The organism is Vibrio sp. 2132-1, assembly GCF_033344315.1.
The window spans coordinates 26,994-45,965 of record NZ_JAWPON010000022.1; the positions used below are offsets into that span (position 1 = coordinate 26,994).

At 45.3% G+C, this 18,972-nt stretch carries 34 protein-coding genes; 31 read left to right on the plus strand and 3 right to left on the minus strand.

Going from position 1 to position 18,972, the window contains the following annotated elements; translation table 11 throughout:
• Positions 1–288: 288 nt before the first annotated feature.
• The 29 genes from rpmE to rplQ all read left to right on the plus strand — a co-directional run bounded on the left by rpmE (position 289) and on the right by rplQ (position 14,625).
• Positions 289–510, plus strand: coding sequence for a 50S ribosomal protein L31 (rpmE, locus tag R8N47_RS20440; protein WP_005379546.1), 222 nt, complete (start codon positions 289–291; stop codon positions 508–510).
• Between the two features lie 455 nt (positions 511–965).
• The gene (rpsJ, locus tag R8N47_RS20445) at positions 966–1,277 is read left to right on the plus strand and encodes a 30S ribosomal protein S10 (RefSeq protein WP_004410492.1); all 312 of its coding nucleotides are present in this window, start codon (positions 966–968) and stop codon (positions 1,275–1,277) included.
• 14 nt (positions 1,278–1,291) lie between these two features.
• Positions 1,292–1,921, plus strand: coding sequence for a 50S ribosomal protein L3 (rplC, locus tag R8N47_RS20450; protein ID WP_005379555.1), 630 nt, complete (start codon positions 1,292–1,294; stop codon positions 1,919–1,921).
• A gap of 17 nt (positions 1,922–1,938) precedes the next feature.
• Positions 1,939–2,541: a 50S ribosomal protein L4 gene (gene rplD, locus R8N47_RS20455; RefSeq protein WP_005379556.1), complete on the plus strand. Its 603-nt coding sequence runs from the start codon at positions 1,939–1,941 to the stop codon at positions 2,539–2,541.
• The gene (rplW, locus tag R8N47_RS20460; RefSeq protein WP_004398471.1) at positions 2,538–2,840 is read left to right on the plus strand and encodes a 50S ribosomal protein L23; all 303 of its coding nucleotides are present in this window, start codon (positions 2,538–2,540) and stop codon (positions 2,838–2,840) included. The genes rplD and rplW overlap by 4 nt, the downstream gene beginning before the upstream one ends.
• A 15-nt stretch (positions 2,841–2,855) precedes the next feature.
• Positions 2,856–3,680, plus strand: a complete 825-nt coding sequence (gene rplB / locus R8N47_RS20465; protein WP_005383168.1) for a 50S ribosomal protein L2 — start codon at positions 2,856–2,858, stop codon at positions 3,678–3,680.
• 21 nt (positions 3,681–3,701) lie between these two features.
• Positions 3,702–3,980: a 30S ribosomal protein S19 gene (gene rpsS, locus R8N47_RS20470; protein WP_004394525.1), complete on the plus strand. Its 279-nt coding sequence runs from the start codon at positions 3,702–3,704 to the stop codon at positions 3,978–3,980.
• Between the two features lie 10 nt (positions 3,981–3,990).
• On the plus strand, positions 3,991–4,323 hold the full coding sequence (gene rplV, locus R8N47_RS20475; RefSeq protein ID WP_005383164.1) for a 50S ribosomal protein L22: 333 nt from the start codon (positions 3,991–3,993) through the stop codon (positions 4,321–4,323).
• Between the two features lie 18 nt (positions 4,324–4,341).
• The gene (gene rpsC, locus R8N47_RS20480) at positions 4,342–5,040 is read left to right on the plus strand and encodes a 30S ribosomal protein S3 (RefSeq protein ID WP_005383161.1); all 699 of its coding nucleotides are present in this window, start codon (positions 4,342–4,344) and stop codon (positions 5,038–5,040) included.
• Positions 5,041–5,051: 11 nt separating this feature from the next.
• A complete protein-coding gene (gene rplP, locus R8N47_RS20485; protein ID WP_005379577.1) occupies positions 5,052–5,462 on the plus strand; it encodes a 50S ribosomal protein L16 in 411 nt (136 codons plus the stop codon).
• On the plus strand, positions 5,462–5,653 hold the full coding sequence (gene rpmC / locus R8N47_RS20490; RefSeq protein WP_005379576.1) for a 50S ribosomal protein L29: 192 nt from the start codon (positions 5,462–5,464) through the stop codon (positions 5,651–5,653). Before rplP ends, rpmC begins: the two co-directional genes overlap by 1 nt.
• Complete coding sequence (gene rpsQ / locus R8N47_RS20495) at positions 5,653–5,907, plus strand: 30S ribosomal protein S17 (protein WP_140367210.1); 255 nt, start codon at positions 5,653–5,655, stop codon at positions 5,905–5,907. The genes rpmC and rpsQ overlap by 1 nt, the downstream gene beginning before the upstream one ends.
• A gap of 162 nt (positions 5,908–6,069) precedes the next feature.
• Entirely contained in the window at positions 6,070–6,441 is a 372-nt protein-coding gene (gene rplN, locus R8N47_RS20500) for a 50S ribosomal protein L14 (RefSeq protein WP_004410450.1), read from the plus strand.
• 13 nt (positions 6,442–6,454) lie between these two features.
• Complete coding sequence (rplX, locus tag R8N47_RS20505) at positions 6,455–6,772, plus strand: 50S ribosomal protein L24 (RefSeq protein WP_005379574.1); 318 nt, start codon at positions 6,455–6,457, stop codon at positions 6,770–6,772.
• A gap of 23 nt (positions 6,773–6,795) precedes the next feature.
• Entirely contained in the window at positions 6,796–7,335 is a 540-nt protein-coding gene (rplE, locus tag R8N47_RS20510; RefSeq protein ID WP_005379573.1) for a 50S ribosomal protein L5, read from the plus strand.
• A 17-nt stretch (positions 7,336–7,352) separates the two neighbouring features.
• Complete coding sequence (gene rpsN, locus R8N47_RS20515) at positions 7,353–7,658, plus strand: 30S ribosomal protein S14 (protein WP_004410442.1); 306 nt, start codon at positions 7,353–7,355, stop codon at positions 7,656–7,658.
• A gap of 29 nt (positions 7,659–7,687) precedes the next feature.
• Positions 7,688–8,080 (plus strand): 30S ribosomal protein S8, encoded by a 393-nt coding sequence (rpsH, locus tag R8N47_RS20520; RefSeq protein WP_005379572.1) that lies wholly within the window; start codon positions 7,688–7,690, stop codon positions 8,078–8,080.
• Positions 8,081–8,093: 13 nt separating this feature from the next.
• Positions 8,094–8,627 carry a 50S ribosomal protein L6 gene (rplF, locus tag R8N47_RS20525; RefSeq protein WP_005379570.1) on the plus strand — a complete coding sequence of 178 codons (534 nt, stop codon included), beginning with the start codon at positions 8,094–8,096 and terminating at the stop codon, positions 8,625–8,627.
• A gap of 9 nt (positions 8,628–8,636) precedes the next feature.
• Positions 8,637–8,990 (plus strand): 50S ribosomal protein L18, encoded by a 354-nt coding sequence (gene rplR, locus R8N47_RS20530; protein ID WP_005379568.1) that lies wholly within the window; start codon positions 8,637–8,639, stop codon positions 8,988–8,990.
• A gap of 14 nt (positions 8,991–9,004) precedes the next feature.
• Positions 9,005–9,508, plus strand: coding sequence for a 30S ribosomal protein S5 (gene rpsE / locus R8N47_RS20535; RefSeq protein WP_004745894.1), 504 nt, complete (start codon positions 9,005–9,007; stop codon positions 9,506–9,508).
• A gap of 7 nt (positions 9,509–9,515) precedes the next feature.
• Positions 9,516–9,692 carry a 50S ribosomal protein L30 gene (gene rpmD / locus R8N47_RS20540; protein WP_005379565.1) on the plus strand — a complete coding sequence of 59 codons (177 nt, stop codon included), beginning with the start codon at positions 9,516–9,518 and terminating at the stop codon, positions 9,690–9,692.
• A 5-nt stretch (positions 9,693–9,697) separates the two neighbouring features.
• Positions 9,698–10,132, plus strand: coding sequence for a 50S ribosomal protein L15 (gene rplO / locus R8N47_RS20545; RefSeq protein WP_005383155.1), 435 nt, complete (start codon positions 9,698–9,700; stop codon positions 10,130–10,132).
• A gap of 20 nt (positions 10,133–10,152) precedes the next feature.
• On the plus strand, positions 10,153–11,487 hold the full coding sequence (gene secY / locus R8N47_RS20550; RefSeq protein WP_005379562.1) for a preprotein translocase subunit SecY: 1,335 nt from the start codon (positions 10,153–10,155) through the stop codon (positions 11,485–11,487).
• Between the two features lie 38 nt (positions 11,488–11,525).
• A complete protein-coding gene (rpmJ, locus tag R8N47_RS20555) occupies positions 11,526–11,639 on the plus strand; it encodes a 50S ribosomal protein L36 (RefSeq protein ID WP_000868186.1) in 114 nt (37 codons plus the stop codon).
• A gap of 149 nt (positions 11,640–11,788) precedes the next feature.
• Entirely contained in the window at positions 11,789–12,145 is a 357-nt protein-coding gene (gene rpsM / locus R8N47_RS20560) for a 30S ribosomal protein S13 (RefSeq protein ID WP_005383154.1), read from the plus strand.
• Between the two features lie 18 nt (positions 12,146–12,163).
• Positions 12,164–12,553: a 30S ribosomal protein S11 gene (gene rpsK / locus R8N47_RS20565; RefSeq protein ID WP_001118870.1), complete on the plus strand. Its 390-nt coding sequence runs from the start codon at positions 12,164–12,166 to the stop codon at positions 12,551–12,553.
• Positions 12,554–12,580: 27 nt separating this feature from the next.
• Complete coding sequence (gene rpsD / locus R8N47_RS20570) at positions 12,581–13,201, plus strand: 30S ribosomal protein S4 (RefSeq protein WP_005383146.1); 621 nt, start codon at positions 12,581–12,583, stop codon at positions 13,199–13,201.
• Positions 13,202–13,225: 24 nt separating this feature from the next.
• Positions 13,226–14,218: a DNA-directed RNA polymerase subunit alpha gene (locus tag R8N47_RS20575; protein ID WP_005383143.1), complete on the plus strand. Its 993-nt coding sequence runs from the start codon at positions 13,226–13,228 to the stop codon at positions 14,216–14,218.
• A 26-nt stretch (positions 14,219–14,244) separates the two neighbouring features.
• The gene (rplQ, locus tag R8N47_RS20580) at positions 14,245–14,625 is read left to right on the plus strand and encodes a 50S ribosomal protein L17 (protein WP_005383141.1); all 381 of its coding nucleotides are present in this window, start codon (positions 14,245–14,247) and stop codon (positions 14,623–14,625) included.
• A gap of 135 nt (positions 14,626–14,760) precedes the next feature.
• Here rplQ and R8N47_RS20585 read toward each other — a convergent pair whose 3' ends face one another.
• Positions 14,761–15,240: a DUF2780 domain-containing protein gene (locus R8N47_RS20585; RefSeq protein ID WP_258516068.1), complete on the minus strand. Its 480-nt coding sequence runs from the start codon at positions 15,238–15,240 to the stop codon at positions 14,761–14,763.
• Positions 15,241–15,393: 153 nt separating this feature from the next.
• A complete protein-coding gene (locus R8N47_RS20590) occupies positions 15,394–16,014 on the minus strand; it encodes an FKBP-type peptidyl-prolyl cis-trans isomerase (protein ID WP_005383137.1) in 621 nt (206 codons plus the stop codon).
• A 232-nt stretch (positions 16,015–16,246) separates the two neighbouring features.
• On the opposite strand from R8N47_RS20590, the gene R8N47_RS20595 reads away from it, so the two are divergent.
• Positions 16,247–16,843 carry a LysM-like peptidoglycan-binding domain-containing protein gene (locus tag R8N47_RS20595; RefSeq protein ID WP_318070319.1) on the plus strand — a complete coding sequence of 199 codons (597 nt, stop codon included), beginning with the start codon at positions 16,247–16,249 and terminating at the stop codon, positions 16,841–16,843.
• A gap of 108 nt (positions 16,844–16,951) precedes the next feature.
• On the opposite strand, the gene R8N47_RS20600 is transcribed toward R8N47_RS20595, so the two are convergent.
• Positions 16,952–17,413, minus strand: coding sequence for a GNAT family N-acetyltransferase (locus tag R8N47_RS20600; RefSeq protein ID WP_318070324.1), 462 nt, complete (start codon positions 17,411–17,413; stop codon positions 16,952–16,954).
• A 142-nt stretch (positions 17,414–17,555) separates the two neighbouring features.
• Here R8N47_RS20600 and dbpA point away from each other — a divergent pair, with 142 nt between their 5' ends.
• Positions 17,556–18,935: an ATP-dependent RNA helicase DbpA gene (gene dbpA, locus R8N47_RS20605; protein WP_318070320.1), complete on the plus strand. Its 1,380-nt coding sequence runs from the start codon at positions 17,556–17,558 to the stop codon at positions 18,933–18,935.
• The last annotated feature ends 37 nt before the right edge of the window (positions 18,936–18,972 follow it).

Consider the following 18,972-nt stretch of genomic DNA (forward strand, 5'->3'; position numbering starts at 1 on the left):
TAGCTATTAAAAAGAGGGAAAGGAAATGAGAGTCTATTAAAATCGGTATGGAAATTCGAGTAAAGCAATATGATTCAGCGTGAATCGTGCCTCTATGATTAGTCTGGCTAAAAAAGTGGCGAAAAAGTTGCCAAATGTGTTGATCCGAGCAATGTGATTCTTTACTATATCGCGCCTTGAGATATGGCTTCGGCAATTAGTTGATGCGGTATCCCATTTTATTATTAATTGCGTGTGGTGTGCGGCTTAGATTCGTATAGCGACACGGCCTACTATTGAGGTTATCCCATGAAAGCTGGTATCCACCCAGAATACAAAGCAGTAAAAGCGACTTGTTCTTGCGGCAACTCTTTTGAGTTCAACTCTACTCTAGGTAAAGAGTCTATCCACCTAGACGTATGTGACAAGTGTCACCCATTCTACACTGGTAAGCAACGTATCGTTGATACAGGCGGCCGTGTTGATCGCTTCAACAAGCGTTTCGGTGCACTATCAAGCGGTAAGAAATAATAGCAGCCGCTATTACGATTACAGTTTAGAAAAGGACGCTTCGGCGTCCTTTTTGTTTAATGGCTACCAAGCGAAGAGAGATGTATAGGGTTTGGAATATTCCCGATTATTTTTCACTCAGCGCTTGCAACCTAAAGTGTGATCTGTATAATGCAGCGCACTGGTTAAGCCAGTTGTGAACCAATGAGCAGTGAGGAGCGAGCAAATCTAAGGATTTGTGAGGTAATGTATACTCAGCTTATGTTCGCGGTTAATACAATTAGCTATCTTTTCTTCGGAAAAACTATCCTCAAAGGTGACTTTGGCATATAGGGATAGTTAATCGAAAATTAACTGACAATGCGTCCTAATCTTGGATGCTACGGTTTCACATAAATCAATCGGCATTCTCTCGTCTTGACGAGTTTGAGTGGCGATATTGTTTGTGTAATTTATTAATTTTGGAGCTCTGTCTCATGCAGAACCAACGTATCCGTATCCGCCTAAAAGCTTTCGATTACAAACTAATCGATGCTTCTACAGCGGAAATCGTTGAAACAGCTAAGCGCACTGGCGCACAGGTTCGTGGTCCAATCCCACTGCCAACTCGTAAAGAGCGTTTCACAGTTCTTATCTCTCCACACGTTAACAAGAAAGCACGTGACCAGTACGAAATCCGTACTCACAAGCGTCTAATCGACATCGTTGAGCCAACAGACAAGACTGTTGATGCTCTAATGCGTCTAGACCTTGCTGCGGGCGTTGACGTTCAAATTAGCCTAGGTTAAGGGAGATTAGAAGTATGATTGGTCTAATCGGTCGTAAAGTGGGCATGACCCGCGTATTTACTGAAGAAGGCGTTTCTATCCCAGTAACAGTTGTTGAGGTTGAAGCTAACCGTGTTTCTCAAGTGAAAACTCTTGAAACTGACGGCTACGCAGCAATCCAGGTTACAGCTGGTTCTAAGAAAGCTAACCGTGTAAACAAAGCTGAAGCAGGTCACTTTGCTAAAGCTGGCGTTGAAGCTGGTCGCGGTCTTTGGGAATTCCGTTTAGAAAACGGCGAAGAGTTCGAAGTTGGTTCAGAACTAACTGTTGAACTATTCAACGAAACTAAGAAAGTAGACGTTACTGGTACATCTAAGGGTAAAGGTTTCCAAGGCGCTGTTAAGCGTTGGAACTTCCGTACTCAAGATATGACTCACGGTAACTCATTGTCTCACCGTGCTCCTGGTTCTATCGGTCAATGTCAGACTCCAGGTCGCGTATTTAAAGGCAAGAAAATGGCAGGTCACATGGGTGCTGAGCGTGTAACGACTCAAAACCTAGAGATCGTACGTGTTGACGCTGAGCGCAACCTGCTTCTTATTAAAGGTGCAGTCCCAGGCGCAACTGGCGGCAACGTGATCGTTAAACCAGCTGTTAAAGCATAACGTCTCAGGAGTAAGTAATGGAACTAATGGTTAAAGGTGCCGATGCACTAACTGTTTCCGAAACTACTTTCGGACGTGAGTTTAACGAAGCTCTTGTACACCAAGTAGTTGTTGCGTACGCAGCAGGTGCTCGTCAAGGTACTCGTGCTCAAAAAACACGTTCAGAAGTTTCTGGCGGTGGCGCTAAGCCATGGCGTCAAAAAGGTACTGGCCGTGCGCGTGCTGGTACAATCCGTAGCCCAATCTGGCGTACAGGTGGTGTTACTTTTGCTGCGAAACCACAAGATCACAGCCAAAAAGTAAACAAAAAAATGTACCGTGGTGCTATGAAGAGCATTCTTTCTGAGCTTGTTCGTCAAGAGCGTCTAATCGTTGTTGATAACTTCTCAGTTGAAGCACCAAAGACTAAAGAGCTAGTTGCTAAGCTTAAAGAGCTTGAGCTAACTGACGCTCTAATCGTGACTAGCGAAGTAGATGAGAATCTATTCCTAGCTGCTCGTAACCTATACAAAGTTGACGCACGTGATGTTGCTGGTATCGATCCAGTATCTCTAATCGCGTTTGACAAAGTTGTAATGACTGCAGAAGCAGTTAAGCAAGTAGAGGAAATGCTAGCATGATCACTGAAGAGCGTATCCTAAAAGTTCTACGTGCACCGCACATCTCTGAAAAAGCAACTATGGCAGCTGAGAAAGCGAACACTATCGTTTTCAAAGTAGCTAAAGATGCGACTAAAAAAGAGATCAAAGCAGCTGTAGAAAAGCTATTTGAAGTTGAAGTTAAGTCTGTAAATACTCTTATCACTAAGGGTAAGACCAAACGTCAAGGTCTACGCCAAGGTCGCCGCAGCGACGTTAAGAAAGCGTACGTTACTTTGAAAGAAGGTCAAGATCTTGACTTCGTTGGCGGCGCGGAATAACAGGAGTAGTTAAAAATGGCTATTGTTAAATGTAAGCCGACTTCCCCTGGTCGTCGTCACGTTGTTAAAGTTGTTAACGCTGACCTACACAAGGGCAAGCCATACGCACCTCTTCTAGAGAAAAACTCTAAGAACGGTGGTCGTAACAACAAGGGTCGTATCACAGTACGTCACATCGGCGGTGGTCACAAGCACCACTACCGTGTAGTTGACTTCAAACGTACTAAAGATGGTATTCCAGCGACAGTTGAGCGTCTTGAATACGATCCAAACCGTAGCGCAAACATTGCTCTAGTTCTTTACAAAGACGGTGAGCGTCGCTACATCCTAGCACCTAAAGGTGTTGTAGCTGGTGATGTTATTCAGTCTGGTGTTGATGCACCAATCAAAGCTGGTAACACTCTACCAATGCGTAATATCCCAGTAGGTTCAACAGTACATAACGTTGAACTTAAGCCTGGTAAAGGTGGTCAGCTAGCTCGTTCGGCTGGTGCTTACGCTCAAATCGTTGCTCGCGACGGTGCGTACGTAACTATCCGTCTACGTTCTGGCGAGATGCGCAAAGTTCTTTCTGAAGGCCGTGCAACAATCGGTGAAGTTGGTAACTCTGAGCACATGCTACGTGAACTTGGTAAAGCAGGTGCATCACGTCATCGCGGTATCCGTCCAACGGTTCGTGGTGTTGTAATGAACCCGATTGACCACCCACATGGTGGTGGTGAAGGCCGTACTTCTGGTGGTCGTCACCCAGTATCTCCTTGGGGTATGCCTACTAAAGGCTTCAAGACTCGTAAGAACAAACGCACTGACAAGTACATCGTACGTCGTCGTAACAAGTAATCTATATAAAGAGGAATCGCCATGCCACGTTCTCTCAAGAAAGGTCCTTTTATTGACCTACACTTGCTGAAGAAGGTAGAGAAAGCGGTGGAAAGCGGAGACAAAAAGCCTATTAAGACTTGGTCCCGTCGTTCAATGATCATCCCTACGATGATCGGTTTGACCATCGCTGTCCATAATGGTCGTCAGCACGTACCAGTATTTGTAACTGATGAAATGATCGGTCACAAACTGGGTGAATTCGCACCAACACGCACTTACCGCGGTCACGCTGCGGATAAGAAAGCTAAGAAGCGCTAAGGAGTAGATAATGGAAGCAATTGCTAAACATAACTTTGCTCGCATTTCGCCTCAGAAAGCTCGCTTAGTTGCGGATCTAATCCGTGGTAAATCTGTTGACCAAGCTCTAGAAATCCTAACGTTCAGCAACAAAAAAGCTGCTGCACTAGTTAAGAAAGTTCTAGAGTCTGCTATCGCTAACGCGGAGCACAACGAAGGTGCAGATATTGACGATCTGAATGTCGCAAAAATCTTTGTAGATGAAGGCCCAACCATGAAGCGTATTATGCCTCGTGCTAAAGGTCGTGCGGATCGTATCTTGAAGCGTTCAAGCCACATCACTGTTGTTGTAGCAGATCGCTAGAGACTAGGAGAGTAAGCAATGGGTCAAAAAGTACATCCAAATGGTATTCGTCTAGGCATCGTTAAGCCTTGGAATGCTACATGGTTTGCTAACACCAAAGATTTCGCTGACAACCTAGACGGCGACTTCAAGGTACGTCAGTTCCTTACAAGTGAACTGAAAAAAGCGTCTCTATCACGTATCGTTATCGAGCGTCCTGCTAAGAGCATCCGTGTGACTATTCACACTGCTCGTCCAGGCGTTGTTATCGGTAAGAAAGGTGAAGACGTTGAGAAGCTACGCGCAGCTGTAGCTAAAATTGCAGGTGTACCAGCGCAAATTAACATCGCTGAAGTACGTAAGCCTGAACTAGATGCGCAACTTGTTGGTGACAGCATCGCGTCTCAGCTAGAGCGTCGTGTTATGTTCCGCCGTGCTATGAAGCGCGCAGTACAAAACGCAATGCGCCTGGGCGCTAAAGGTATCAAAGTGGAAGTAAGCGGTCGTCTAGGCGGCGCTGAAATCGCACGTTCAGAGTGGTACCGTGAAGGCCGTGTGCCTCTACACACTCTACGTGCTGACATTGATTACGCAACTTCTTCGGCTCACACTCAATACGGTGTGATCGGCATTAAAACTTGGATCTTCAAAGGTGAAATCCTAGGTGGTATGCCAGCAGCTAACGCTGTAGAGCCTAAAGGCGACAAGCCTAAGAAGCAGCGTAAAGGCCGTAAGTAAGGAGTCGACAGATGCTACAACCTAAACGTACTAAGTTCCGTAAGGTTCAGACTGGTCGTAACCGTGGTCTAGCTAAAGGTACTGATGTAAGCTTCGGCGAATTCGGTCTTAAAGCTGTTGGCCGTGGTCGTCTAACTGCTCGTCAAATCGAAGCGGCACGTCGTGCAATGACACGTCACGTTAAGCGTCAAGGTAAAATCTGGATCCGTGTGTTCCCAGACAAACCAATCACAGAAAAACCACTTGAAGTTCGTCAAGGTAAGGGTAAAGGTAACGTTGAGTACTGGGTAGCCCAAATCCAACCTGGTAAGGTTATGTACGAAATGGGTGGTGTACCTGAAGAATTGGCACGTGAAGCGTTCCGTCTTGCGGCACGTAAACTGCCTTTCAAAACTACATTTGTAACTAAGCAGGTGATGTGATGAAAGCACAAGATCTACGCGAGAAAAGCGTTGAAGAGCTTAACGCTGAGCTAATGAATTTGCTACGTGAACAGTTCAACTTGCGCATGCAAGCTGCGACTGGTCAGCTACAGCAAACTCATACTCTGAAAGCTGTACGCCGTGATATCGCACGTGTGAAAACTGTTTTGACTGAGAAGGCAGGCGCATAATGAGCGAAGTAAAACGTACTCAACAAGGTCGTGTAATCAGCGACAAGATGGACAAGTCTATCACTGTTGCTATCGAACGTTTCGTAAAACACCCAATCTACGGTAAATACGTAAAACGTACGACTAAAGTACACGCACATGACGAGAACAACGAGTGTGGCCTAGGCGACACAGTTGAAATCGCAGAGTGTCGTCCACTGTCTAAGACTAAGTCTTGGACTTTGGTAAAAGTTCTAGAAAAGGCGAAGATTTAATCTCGTTAATTCTATGAAACTAAAGCGGCTCCAAAATATTTTTGGAGCCGTTTATTTTTTGACTACCCAATCACAAAAAAGGGTGGTACAATTCGCGTCCCTTTTAAAGAGGCAGCCCGACCCGTGATGGGTCTAGTTATTAATATTTAGCGGAGCACTAACATGATCCAAATGCAAAGTATGCTGGACGCAGCTGATAACTCAGGCGCACGCAGCGTAATGTGTATTAAGGTTCTGGGTGGCTCTCACCGCCGTTATGCACATATCGGTGACGTCATCAAAGTTACTGTGAAGGAAGCAATCCCTCGCGGTAAAGTTAAAAAAGGTGATGTTCTGAAGGCGGTGGTAGTGCGCACCCGTAAAGGCGTACGTCGTCCTGACGGTTCTGTCATTCGCTTCGACCGAAATGCTTGCGTATTGCTAAACGACAATACTGAGCAACCAATCGGTACACGTATCTTTGGTCCTGTGACACGCGAACTTCGTGGCGATAAGTTCATGAAGATCGTTTCACTGGCTCCAGAAGTTCTGTAAGGAGCACGTAGAAATGGCAGCTAAAATCCGTCGTAATGACGAAGTAATCGTTCTTGCTGGTAAAGACAAAGGCAAGAAAGGTAAAGTAACTAAGGTTCTAGCAACTGGTAAAGTTATCGTTGAAGGTATCAACCTAGTTAAGAAACATCAGAAACCTGTTCCAGCTATGGGTATCCAAGGCGGTATCGTAGAGCAAGAAGCAGCTATCGACGTTTCTAACGTGGCTATCTTTAACGCAGCTACTGGTAAAGCTGACCGTATCGGTTTCCGTTTTGAAGACGGCAAAAAAGTTCGTTTCTTCAAGTCTAACGGCGAAACCGTTTCTAACTAATAGAAGTAATTTGGAGTTCTACTATGGCGAAACTGCATGATTACTACAAGTCGTCTGTAGTCGCTGAACTGACCAAACAGTTCGGTTACACAAGCGTCATGCAAGTCCCTAGAATCGAGAAAATCACCCTAAACATGGGTGTTGGTGAAGCAATCAACGATAAGAAACTGCTAGAAAACGCAGCGTCTGATATGGCAACGATCTCTGGTCAAAAGCCACTTATCACAAAAGCGCGCAAATCTGTTGCAGGTTTCAAAATCCGTGAAGGCTACCCTATCGGTTGTAAAGTAACCTTGCGTGGCGAACGTATGTGGGATTTTCTTGAGCGTTTAATTAACATCGCTCTTCCACGTGTACGTGACTTCCGTGGTGTTAGCGCTAAGTCTTTTGACGGTCGCGGTAACTACAGCATGGGCGTTCGCGAGCAAATCATCTTCCCGGAAATCGACTTTGATAAAGTTGATCGAGTACGCGGTCTAGACATCACTATTACGACGTCTGCTGGTACTGATGAGGAAGGCCGTGCTCTGCTGGCTGCCTTTAACTTCCCATTCCGTAAGTAAGGTGAAGGGTTACTGTTATGGCTAAAAATTCAATGAAAGCACGTGAAGCAAAACGTGCGAAGCTAGTAGCTAAGTTCGCTGAAAAGCGTGCAGCGCTAAAAGCTATCATCAGCGATGTAAACGCATCTGAAGAAGATCGTTGGAACGCGGTTCTTACACTGCAATCTCTTCCACGTGATTCAAGTGCATCACGTCAGCGCAACCGTTGCAACCAAACTGGTCGTCCACACGGTTACCTACGTAAGTTCGGTCTAAGCCGTATTAAGGTTCGTGAAGCTTGCATGAAAGGCGAGATTCCGGGTCTTCGTAAGGCTAGCTGGTAATTGCCACTTAATCATTTGGAGTAAATCATATGAGCATGCAAGATCCGATTTCGGATATGCTGACCCGCGTTCGTAACGGTCAGGCAGCAAACAAAGTTGCTGTAAAAATGCCTTCTTCAAAGCTTAAAGTTGCAATTGCTGCACTACTAAAAGCTGAAGGTTACATCGTTGACTTCGCTGTTGAAGGCGAAGCAAAACCTGAGCTAGAAGTTACACTTAAGTACTTCCAAGCTAAACCAGTAATCGAGCAACTTAAACGTGTTTCTCGTCCAGGTCTACGTGTTTACAAGAAGAAAGATGAACTTCCTTCTGTAATGGGTGGTCTTGGTATTGCTATCGTTTCTACTTCCAAGGGTCTTATGTCAGACCGCGCTGCACGTAAAGCAGGTCTTGGTGGTGAAATCATCGCTTACGTAGCTTAATAAGGAGTAGACTATGTCTCGTGTTGCAAAAGCACCTGTCGCTATTCCAGCTGGCGTAGAGGTGAAACTAAACGGCCAAGAAATCACTGTAAAAGGTGCGAAAGGCGAACTAACTCGTGTTCTTAACAACGCAGTTGTAATCGCTCAGGAAGAAAATAACCTGACTTTCGGTCCTAAAGAAGGTGTTGCTAACGCATGGGCTCAAGCAGGTACTGCTCGCGCTCTAGTTAACAACATGGTTGTTGGTGTTACTGAAGGCTTTACTAAGAAGCTAACTCTTAAAGGTGTAGGTTACCGTGCTGCTATCAAAGGCAACGCTGTAGGTCTAACACTAGGCTTCTCACACCCAGTTGAGCACGAGTTGCCAGCGGGTATTAAAGCTGAATGTCCAAGCCAAACTGAAATCGTGATCACTGGTGCTGACAAGCAACTAGTTGGTCAAGTTGCGGCTGACATTCGTTCTTACCGTGAGCCTGAGCCATACAAAGGCAAAGGTGTTCGTTACGCAGATGAAAATGTGCGTACTAAAGAAGCTAAGAAGAAGTAAGGTAACACTATGGATAAGAAAGCATCTCGCATCCGTCGTGCTACACGTGCACGTCGTAAGATTGCAGAACTGGGTGCGACTCGCCTAGTTGTACACCGTACTCCTCGTCACGTGTACGCACAGGTTATCGCGGCTAACGGCTCTGAGGTTATCGCAGCAGCTTCTACTGTAGAAAAAGCGATCCGTGAGCAAGTGAAATACACTGGTAACGTTGATGCAGCTAAAGCAGTGGGTAAAGCTATTGCTGAGCGCGCTCTAGAGAAGGGCGTAACTGCAGTTGCATTTGATCGTTCTGGTTTCCAATACCACGGTCGAGTAGCGGCGCTAGCAGAATCTGCTCGCGAAGCTGGTCTGAAATTCTAAGGTAGGGTTGGAAGATGGCTAAAGAACAACAAGTTCAAGCGAATGATTTGCAAGAAAAGCTAATCGCAGTTAACCGTGTTTCTAAAACGGTTAAAGGTGGTCGAATCATGAGCTTCACTGCACTAACAGTAGTTGGTGACGGTAACGGTCGTGTAGGTTTCGGTTACGGCAAAGCTCGTGAAGTACCTGCAGCGATTCAAAAAGCAATGGAAAAAGCGCGTCGTAACATGACTACGATCGCTCTAAACGAAGGCACTCTTCACCACCCAGTGAAAGGTCGCCATTCGGGCTCTAAAGTTTACATGCAGCCTGCTGCAGAAGGTACTGGTGTTATCGCAGGTGGTGCGATGCGTGCAGTACTAGAAGTTGCTGGTGTACACAACGTACTATCTAAAGCGTACGGTTCTACGAACCCTATCAACATCGTTCGTGCAACGATCGATGCACTAGGTAGCATGAAGTCACCAGAAATGGTTGCTGCTAAACGTGGTCTAACTGTTGAATCTATTTCGGAGTAAGAACACCATGGCAACTATTAAAGTAACTCAAACTAAAAGCTCAATTGGTCGTCTGCCAAAGCACAAAGCTACTTTGCGCGGTCTAGGTCTTCGTAAAATCAACCACACAGTAGAACTTGAAGATACTCCGTGTATTCGCGGTATGATCAACAAGGTTTACTACATGGTTAAAGTTGAGGAGTAATCAGAATGCGTTTGAATACTCTAGCACCGGCTGCTGGCGCGAAAACTTCTGCGAAGCGAGTAGGTCGTGGTATCGGTTCAGGCCTAGGTAAAACTGGTGGCCGTGGTCACAAAGGTCAAAAATCACGTTCTGGCGGCAGTGTTCGTCCAGGTTTCGAAGGCGGTCAGATGCCTCTGAAACAACGTCTACCAAAATTCGGTTTCACTTCTCGCAAGAGCCTAGTGTCTGCTGAAGTTCGTCTAGCTGAGCTAGCGAAAGTTTCTGGTGACGTAGTTGATCTAAACAGTCTTAAAGCTGCTAACATCATCACTAAGAACATCGAATTTGTAAAAGTTGTTCTTTCTGGTGAAATCAACAAAGCAGTGACTGTTAAAGGTCTACGTGTGACTAAAGGCGCTAAAGCTGCAATCGAAGCTGCAGGCGGTAAAATCGAGGAATAATCTCGAGGAACGAGGTACAGATGGCTAAGAAACCAGGACAAGATTTTCGTAGTGCTCAGAGCGGCTTAAGTGAACTAAAGTCGCGCTTGTTATTCGTAATTGGTGCACTTTTAGTATTCCGAGCCGGCTCTTTTGTGCCGATTCCTGGTATTGACGCTGCTGTACTTGCCGATTTGTTCGAACAGCAAAAAGGTACCATCGTTGAAATGTTTAACATGTTCTCCGGTGGTGCTCTTGAGCGTGCATCTATATTAGCATTGGGCATCATGCCGTATATTTCGGCATCTATTGTTGTCCAATTGCTAACTGTAGTTCATCCAGCGTTAGCTGAACTCAAAAAAGAGGGTGAAGCAGGCCGTCGTAAGATAAGCCAATACACACGCTACGGCACGCTTGTACTTGCAACCTTCCAAGCTATAGGTATTGCAACTGGCCTACCAAACATGGTCGACAATCTGGTTGTTATCAACCAAACCATGTTTACGCTAATTGCTACCGTAAGTTTAGTAACCGGTACCATGTTCTTGATGTGGTTAGGTGAACAAATTACAGAGCGCGGAATTGGTAATGGTATTTCGATACTAATTTTTGCAGGTATTGTTGCTGGATTGCCTTCTGCAATCGGTCAAACAATCGAGCAAGCGCGTCAAGGTGAATTGCATGTACTTCTTCTGTTGCTAATCGCGGTATTAGCTTTTGCAGTAATTTACTTCGTTGTTTTCATGGAACGTGGTCAACGCCGAATCGTCGTTAACTATGCGAAACGTCAACAAGGTCGTAAAGTATTTGCTGCGCAAAGCTCGCACTTGCCTCTTAAAATTAACATGGCAGGTGTAATTCCAGCGATTTTTGCATCAAGTATTATCTTGTTCCCAGGAACATTGGCTCAGTGGTTTGGTCAAAACGGTGAGAGCAGCGCGTTCGGTTGGTTAACTGACGTGTCTTTGGCTCTTAGCCCAGGTCAACCGTTGTATGTAATGCTTTATGCAGCAGCAATTATCTTCTTCTGTTTCTTCTACACGGCGTTGGTTTTCAACCCACGTGAAACAGCAGATAACTTGAAGAAGTCTGGTGCATTCGTACCCGGTATCCGCCCAGGTGAGCAGACAGCGAAATACATTGATAAAGTAATGACACGTCTAACCCTTGCTGGTGCACTGTACATTACCTTTATCTGTCTGATTCCCGAGTTCATGATGGTCGCGTGGAACGTACGTTTCTACTTCGGCGGTACATCGCTACTAATCGTAGTTGTTGTAATTATGGACTTTATGGCACAGGTACAGACTCATCTGATGTCTCAACAGTATGATTCTGTGTTGAAGAAAGCGAATCTGAAAGGCTACGGCCGTTAATCCGGCGGTAGACTCAGTTTCATTTACGGAGTTTAGCAATGAAAGTTCGTGCTTCCGTTAAAAAAATCTGCCGTAACTGTAAAGTAATCAAGCGTAACGGTGTCGTTCGCGTGATTTGCAGTGAGCCAAAGCACAAACAGCGCCAAGGCTAATTAGCAGAAATTTTTACTTGAAAATGAAGGTTGGGTCGAGTATATTCCTCGGCCTACCTTTTGCGTGCAAAAGAAGTAGTATTCCGCAGCGTATCCATAACGGGCTTTGCTGTGGCTAATTCTTTTATAGAAACACTTAGGAGTGAATAATGGCCCGTATAGCAGGCATTAACATTCCTGATCAGAAACATGCAGTAATCGCTCTAACAGCGATCTACGGCATCGGTAAAACTCGCTCTCAAGCTATCCTAGCTGAAGTGGGTATTGCTGAAAATGTTAAGATCAGTGAACTAACTGAAGAGCAGATCGATCAACTGCGTGATGGTGTAGCTAAGTACACTGTAGAAGGTGATCTACGTCGTGAAGTATCTATGAACATCAAGCGTCTTATGGACCTTGGCTGTTACCGTGGTCTTCGTCATCGTCGCAGTCTACCACTACGTGGACAGCGTACTAAAACCAACGCTCGCACCCGTAAGGGTCCGCGTAAGCCGATCAAGAAATAATCGGGAAGGTAGAGTACAATGGCTAAACAACCAACTCGCGCTCGTAAGCGCGTACGCAAGCAAGTTGCAGATGGCGTTGCGCACATCCATGCTTCTTTCAATAACACAATCGTAACCATTACTGACCGTCAAGGTAACGCTCTTGCATGGGCTACTGCAGGTGGTTCTGGTTTCCGTGGTTCTCGTAAGTCTACTCCGTTCGCTGCACAGGTTGCTGCTGAGCGTTGTGCTGAAATGGCTAAAGAATACGGCCTAAAGAACTTGGAAGTTATGGTTAAGGGTCCTGGTCCAGGTCGCGAATCTACTGTTCGTGCACTAAACGCCGCTGGTTTCCGCATCACAAACATCGTTGATGCTACACCAATCCCTCATAACGGTTGTCGTCCACCTAAGAAACGTCGCGTATAACGTTTCTAGGACAATTGGAGAAGAATCATGGCAAGATATTTGGGTCCTAAGCTGAAGCTTAGCCGTCGTGAAGGCACTGACTTATTCCTTAAGTCTGGTGTTCGCGCGATCGATACCAAGTGTAAAATTGATAACGCACCAGGTGTACACGGCGCTCGTCGCGGTCGTCTATCTGAGTATGGCGTTCAGCTTCGTGAGAAGCAAAAAGTACGTCGTATGTACGGCGTTTTAGAAAAACAATTCCGTAACTACTACAAAGAAGCTGCTCGCCTAAAAGGCAACACTGGTGAAAACCTACTTCAGCTTCTTGAAGGTCGTCTTGATAACGTAGTTTACCGCATGGGCTTTGGCGCAACTCGCGCAGAAGCACGTCAGCTAGTTAGCCACAAAGCTATCCTAGTAAACGGTAAAGTTGTAAACGTTCCTTCTTTCAAAGTAGCGGCTAATGACGTTGTTTCTATTCGCGAGAAAGCTAAACAGCAAGCTCGTATCAAAGCAGCTCTAGAAGTTGCTGAACAACGTGAAAAACCAACTTGGATTGAAGTAGATGGTGGCAAGATGGAAGGTACATTCAAGCGTATGCCTGAGCGTTCTGATCTATCAGCTGACATCAACGAACAATTGATCGTCGAGCTTTACTCTAAGTAAGGTTTAAACTAAAGAGAGGACACAATGCAGGGTTCTGTAACAGAATTTCTTAAGCCACGTCTAGTTGACATCGAACAAATCAGCTCGACTCACGCAAAAGTAACTCTTGAGCCATTAGAGCGTGGCTTTGGTCATACTCTGGGTAATGCACTTCGCCGCATCCTTCTATCTTCTATGCCAGGTTGTGCTGTAACAGAAGTAGAAATCGAAGGCGTACTTCATGAGTACAGCACGAAAGAAGGCGTTCAAGAAGATATTCTTGAAATTCTTCTAAACCTTAAAGGTTTGGCTGTGCGCGTTGCCGAAGGCAAAGATGAAGTGTTCATTACTTTGAACAAATCAGGCTCGGGCCCTGTGGTTGCAGGTGACATCACCCATGATGGTGATGTAGAGATCGCTAACCCTGAACACGTAATTTGTCACCTAACGGATGACAACGCTGAGATCGCAATGCGTATCAAAGTTGAACGTGGTCGTGGTTATGTTCCAGCTTCTGCGCGTATCCATAACGAAGAAGACGAGCGTCCTATCGGTCGCCTACTAGTAGATGCTACTTACAGCCCAGTAGACAAAATTGCCTACGCTGTAGAAGCAGCTCGTGTAGAACAGCGTACTGATCTAGACAAGCTTGTTATCGATATGGAAACAAACGGTACTCTAGAACCTGAGGAAGCAATCCGTCGTGCAGCTACAATCCTAGCTGAACAATTGGATGCATTCGTAGATCTTCGTGATGTACGAGTTCCTGAGGAGAAGGAAGAGAAGCCAGAATTCGATCCGATCCTACTGCGTCCTGTAGACGATCTTGAACTAACAGTTCGCTCTGCTAACTGTCTGAAAGCAGAAGCGATTCACTACATCGGTGATCTAGTACAACGTACTGAGGTTGAGCTACTTAAAACGCCTAACCTTGGTAAAAAATCTCTTACTGAGATTAAAGACGTACTTGCGTCACGTGGTCTATCTCTGGGCATGCGCCTAGAAAACTGGCCACCTGCATCAATCGCTGAAGATTAATCGATACTAGTTAGAAGGATTAGGTCATGCGCCATCGTAAGAGTGGTCGTCAACTCAACCGCAACAGCTCACATCGCAAAGCGATGTTCAGCAACATGGCTAGCTCTCTAGTACGTCATGAAGTTATCAAGACTACTTTGCCAAAAGCAAAAGAGCTACGTCGCGTAGTTGAGCCTTTGATTACACTAGCTAAGACTGACAGTGTTGCTAACCGTCGTCTAGCATTTGCACGTACTCGTGACAACGAAGTAGTTGCAAAACTATTTAACGAACTAGGTCCACGTTTTGCTGCTCGTCAGGGCGGTTACACTCGTATCCTAAAAGCTGGCTTCCGTGCTGGTGATAAAGCTCCAATGGCTTACATTGAGCTTGTAGATCGCCCAGCTGCTGAAGAAGCTGCTGAGTAATCAGTTCGTAAGAACGAGAAAGCCGAGCATTAGCTCGGCTTTTTTGTATCTGTAATTCAGTAAACCTTTATATCCAGCCTACATTTATTTCAACCCATGCAGACTGGCAATTTAAAAAGTGATTATCACTTACGCTTATTTACTAGTATTCCACAACCCGCCCAACGAACTTAGAAGCCCTTCGCTAGCGCCTTGCTTGTTCAAGTAATCCAAGATTACTGGAGCAAACTGACTGATCATAGATGGGTCTAAACCTAACGTATCGAATGCACTTTTTACTGCACTGATATTCTCAATATTTCCTAGTAAGCTTTGTGCCCCTTGCAAGTTTGAAAGTCCAGGAATCAAAGACTGTAATTCACTACTATTTTCTTGCGAAAGCTGGCTTTGAGCCAAAGCGAGTAGCGCACTACTGCCTCCGGCTGCTTGCTCAGTGGATACTGGTAATTGGCTAGTTAGCATGTCTGTTAATGGAGATGACTCGGTGTTCAAGCTGCTGCCGACCATGTCCATCAGGCCACTTTCTTTACTTTTTTGAGTGACTGAATCTAAGAATGCGTGCGCACTACCAATGTTGATTGATAGGAGTGCTAGAGTTAGGAGTGTTTTACGCATGGTACCTCCAAAGGTTGAGCGTTTTTTAAAAGTGATTTTATTTTTAAAGGCTATCAGAGTGAAAGGTTCAGAGGTGAGAAAGTCTATTCAGTTTAGACAAAAAAACGGCGCTAGTGCGCCGTTTTATTTAATCATAATTGAAAATGGTTTCAATTAGATAATATCTAATAGTTCTACTTCGAAAACTAAAGCTGCAAATGGAGGGATAGCCGCACCAGCGCCACGCTCACCGTACGCAAGATCTTGTGGTACGTATAGCTTCCACTTAGAGCCAACAGGCATTAGTTGTAGTGCCTCTACCCAACCTTTGATTACGCCTGTAACAGGGAATTCAGCAGGTTGACCGCGAGATACAGAGCTATCGAATACGGTACCGTCAGTTAGCTCACCGTGGTAGTGAACGCGAACTGAGCTTTCTGCTGTAGGAACTGCACCAGTACCTTCAGAAATGATTTCGTACTGAAGACCAGAGTCTAGAACATTAACTTCAGGTCGTAGAGCGTTGTCTTTTAGGAACGCTTCGCCTTCTGCTGCCGCAATTTTTGCTGCTTCTTGGCGGGCTGTTTCTGCACGAGTGTGAAGTTCTTGTAGTGCTTTGTTGATTTCATCAATTTCGATTGATGGCATGTCACCAGTTAGTGCTGTTGCAATACCTGCTGCGATAGCATCAACGCTAAGACCTTCAAGACCAGAGCCTGCAAGTTGCTGACCCATTTGCAGACCAATGCCGTAGCTTGCTTTTTGTTCTGCAGTTTCAAATTTAATTTCAGACATGAATGTCGCTCTTATTAGGAGTGATAAAGGCAACAGGATATCAGTTTCGAGCTTAGGTTTAAATGATTGCGACTGAATGCTTAATTGAGGCGGCCAGGTTGTGACTTATCTCTTACTCCAAGTGAAATTTCTGCTAATTTAATCCCAATTCCATTTTAGTTTGGTGAAAAACATATACTCTCCGCGTCGGTATTTTTATACTGGCCGTAGAAGTATTAAGGGACTCATTACAATGAATCGTCGCAGAAAGAAAAAGCAGCAAGTCGACTATGTCGAACTGGTTAAACAAAAATTCGCTGCTATCGACTGGAAGCAGCCGTTCAACAAAGAGCAATGGTTGGAGCGTACACAGCCTGTTAAGCAGTTTTGGTTGCGTCTGCCTAAATTTCATCAGCGTGCTTTGATGGTCTTAGTGCCATTGATTCTGGTGCTCCTTGTTATTCCTTTGCCGAATAAAACAGAACAACCAGTTGAGCAGACTGAGGTCGATCATCCACGCGTAGCGATTGAGCTGAACGCGCAGAGTTTAAGCCAGCAGAGAACCTCTCAGAACTCTGGACCGAAATCTGAAGACTGGAAAGAGTACACGGTTAAAAATGGTGATACATTAGCGCAGGTTTTCAGAAGTAATCAGCTCTCTATGGCGGATCTTAGCGCTCTAGTCAAAATAGAGGGCAGTGATAAGCCGCTAAGCCAAATAAAGCAGGGACAATTGATTCGCTTTAAGCTTAGTGACGAAGGTGAGTTAGATATGCTACAGCTGGAAAAAAGCGGGCGGTCCGTTATGTTTTTCCGTTTATCGGATGGGACCTTTGGACGTAACAAGTAAACGCTTCAAATGAAAAGACGCGAAGATATCGCGTCTTTTTAGTTAGTTTTTCATAGCGATTAGTTTTTCATAGCGATTAGTTTTCATAGTAACCAATCGAGTTGAAGCTTATAGCGCTACGGATTCTTTCCGCATATCCACATGAGGGATACCATCTTCAAGATAGCACTCTGAGATAACCTTGAATCCATGACTAGCATAAAACTGGATGAGGTGTTCTTGAGCACCTATATCTATTGTCTGTCCTGGCCATAATGTTTCGCATTGTGCCAAGGCCTTGTCCAATAACTTATGACCTAAGCCACCGCCTCGCGCGGTCTGCTTTGTCACCACTCGACCAATACTCACATTGTCATACGTAGTGCCTCTGGGCAGTAATCTTGCGCAAGCAACCAGTTCATCACCGTGATAGCCTATTAGATGATAAACGCCTTCCAGCGTGTCCTTACCATCCAGTTCAGGGTAAGGGCAGGTTTGTTCAACAACGAATACATCCACACGCAATTTCATCATTTCATACAGCTGTGTGGTTGTTAGCTGAGCAAAGGGCAAAGTAATCCAAGTGAGCATGTTGTTATCCGTAATGAGAATAGAGTGACTGACTTTACTTTGTTTTGAGCTCATACTCATTAACAAAGGTTAATTATCACTGGTTTTCCCACCAAATCTGGTGATAATGTGCCCTCTTTCCATCTCACCTGAGGATATCCCCGTGAGCAAACAAACATTCGATCAAGTTGGGCTGAACCCAGCGTTACTCGCCACACTTGATTCCCTGAACTATACCCACATGACGCCAATTCAAGCTTTGAGCTTGCCTGCAATCCTAAAACATCGTGATGTCATCGGGCAGGGTAAAACGGGCTCAGGTAAAACCGCTGCATTTGGTTTAGGGGTTTTATCGAACCTCAACGTCAAACGCTTTCGTGTCCAGTCATTAGTATTGTGTCCAACGCGTGAGCTTGCAGACCAAGTAGCGAAGGAAATTCGTACTTTAGGTCGCGGCATTCATAATATTAAAGTGCTTACTCTCTGCGGTGGGATGCCTATGGGGCCACAAATTGGTTCGTTAGAGCATGGTGCGCATATCCTAGTCGGCACACCTGGCCGTATTTTGGATCACCTTGAGAAAGGCCGAATTAACCTTAGCGATCTGAATACCTTGGTGCTAGATGAAGCTGATCGCATGTTGGACATGGGTTTCCAAGACGCATTAGATGCAATCATCGATGCAGCGCCAAAGCAGCGTCAAACTCTACTTTTCAGTGCTACTTTTCCAGAAAAAATTGAGCAAATTGCGCAGCGTATAATGCAGACACCGGAAGTGATTAAGGTGGAATCGACGCATGATACTTCAAGCATTGCGCAGTACTTCTATAAAGTTGAAGGCTCGGAAGCGCGTGATGAAGCATTGGCGAATTTGCTGCTGACTCACCAACCAGAGTCCGCGGTGGTTTTTTGTAATACCAAAAAAGAAGTTCAAAGTGTCGCAGATGAGTTGCATCACAAAGGATTCAGCGTTATCGATATCCATGGGGACTTAGAGCAGCGTGAACGCGACCAAGCATTGGTGCAGTTTGCTAACAAGAGTGTGTCTATCCTTGTTGCAACAGACGTTGCAGCGCGTGGTTTGGACGTTGATAATCTTGACGCAGTCTTTAACTTTGAGCTATCGCGCGATCCTGAGGTTCATGTGCACCGTATTGGTCGTACAGGTCGTGCGGGTAGTAAAGGTTTAGCGTTTAGCTTTTTTGGTGAGAAAGACGGTTTACGTGTAGCTCGTATTGAAGAATACCTAGAGATGGACGTGGTACCAGCAACATTGCCTGCCAAATCAAATCAGCAGCCATACCAAGCGAAGATGGTGACGATTAACATTGATGGCGGTAAGAAACAGAAAGTACGACCGGGTGATATTTTAGGTTGTTTGACAGGAAAAAATGGTATTCCAGGCTCTCAAGTCGGAAAGATTCACCTATTCCCTGTGCGCGCTTATGTTGCCGTCGAAAAGTCTGTGGCTAAAAAGGCTCTACAGACCATTAGTAACGGCAAGATGAAAGGGCGCCAGTTCCGGGCGCGAATTCTTAAATAGCTCAAATAGCAGAGACAAAGCTCTTCGTTTGAAGAGC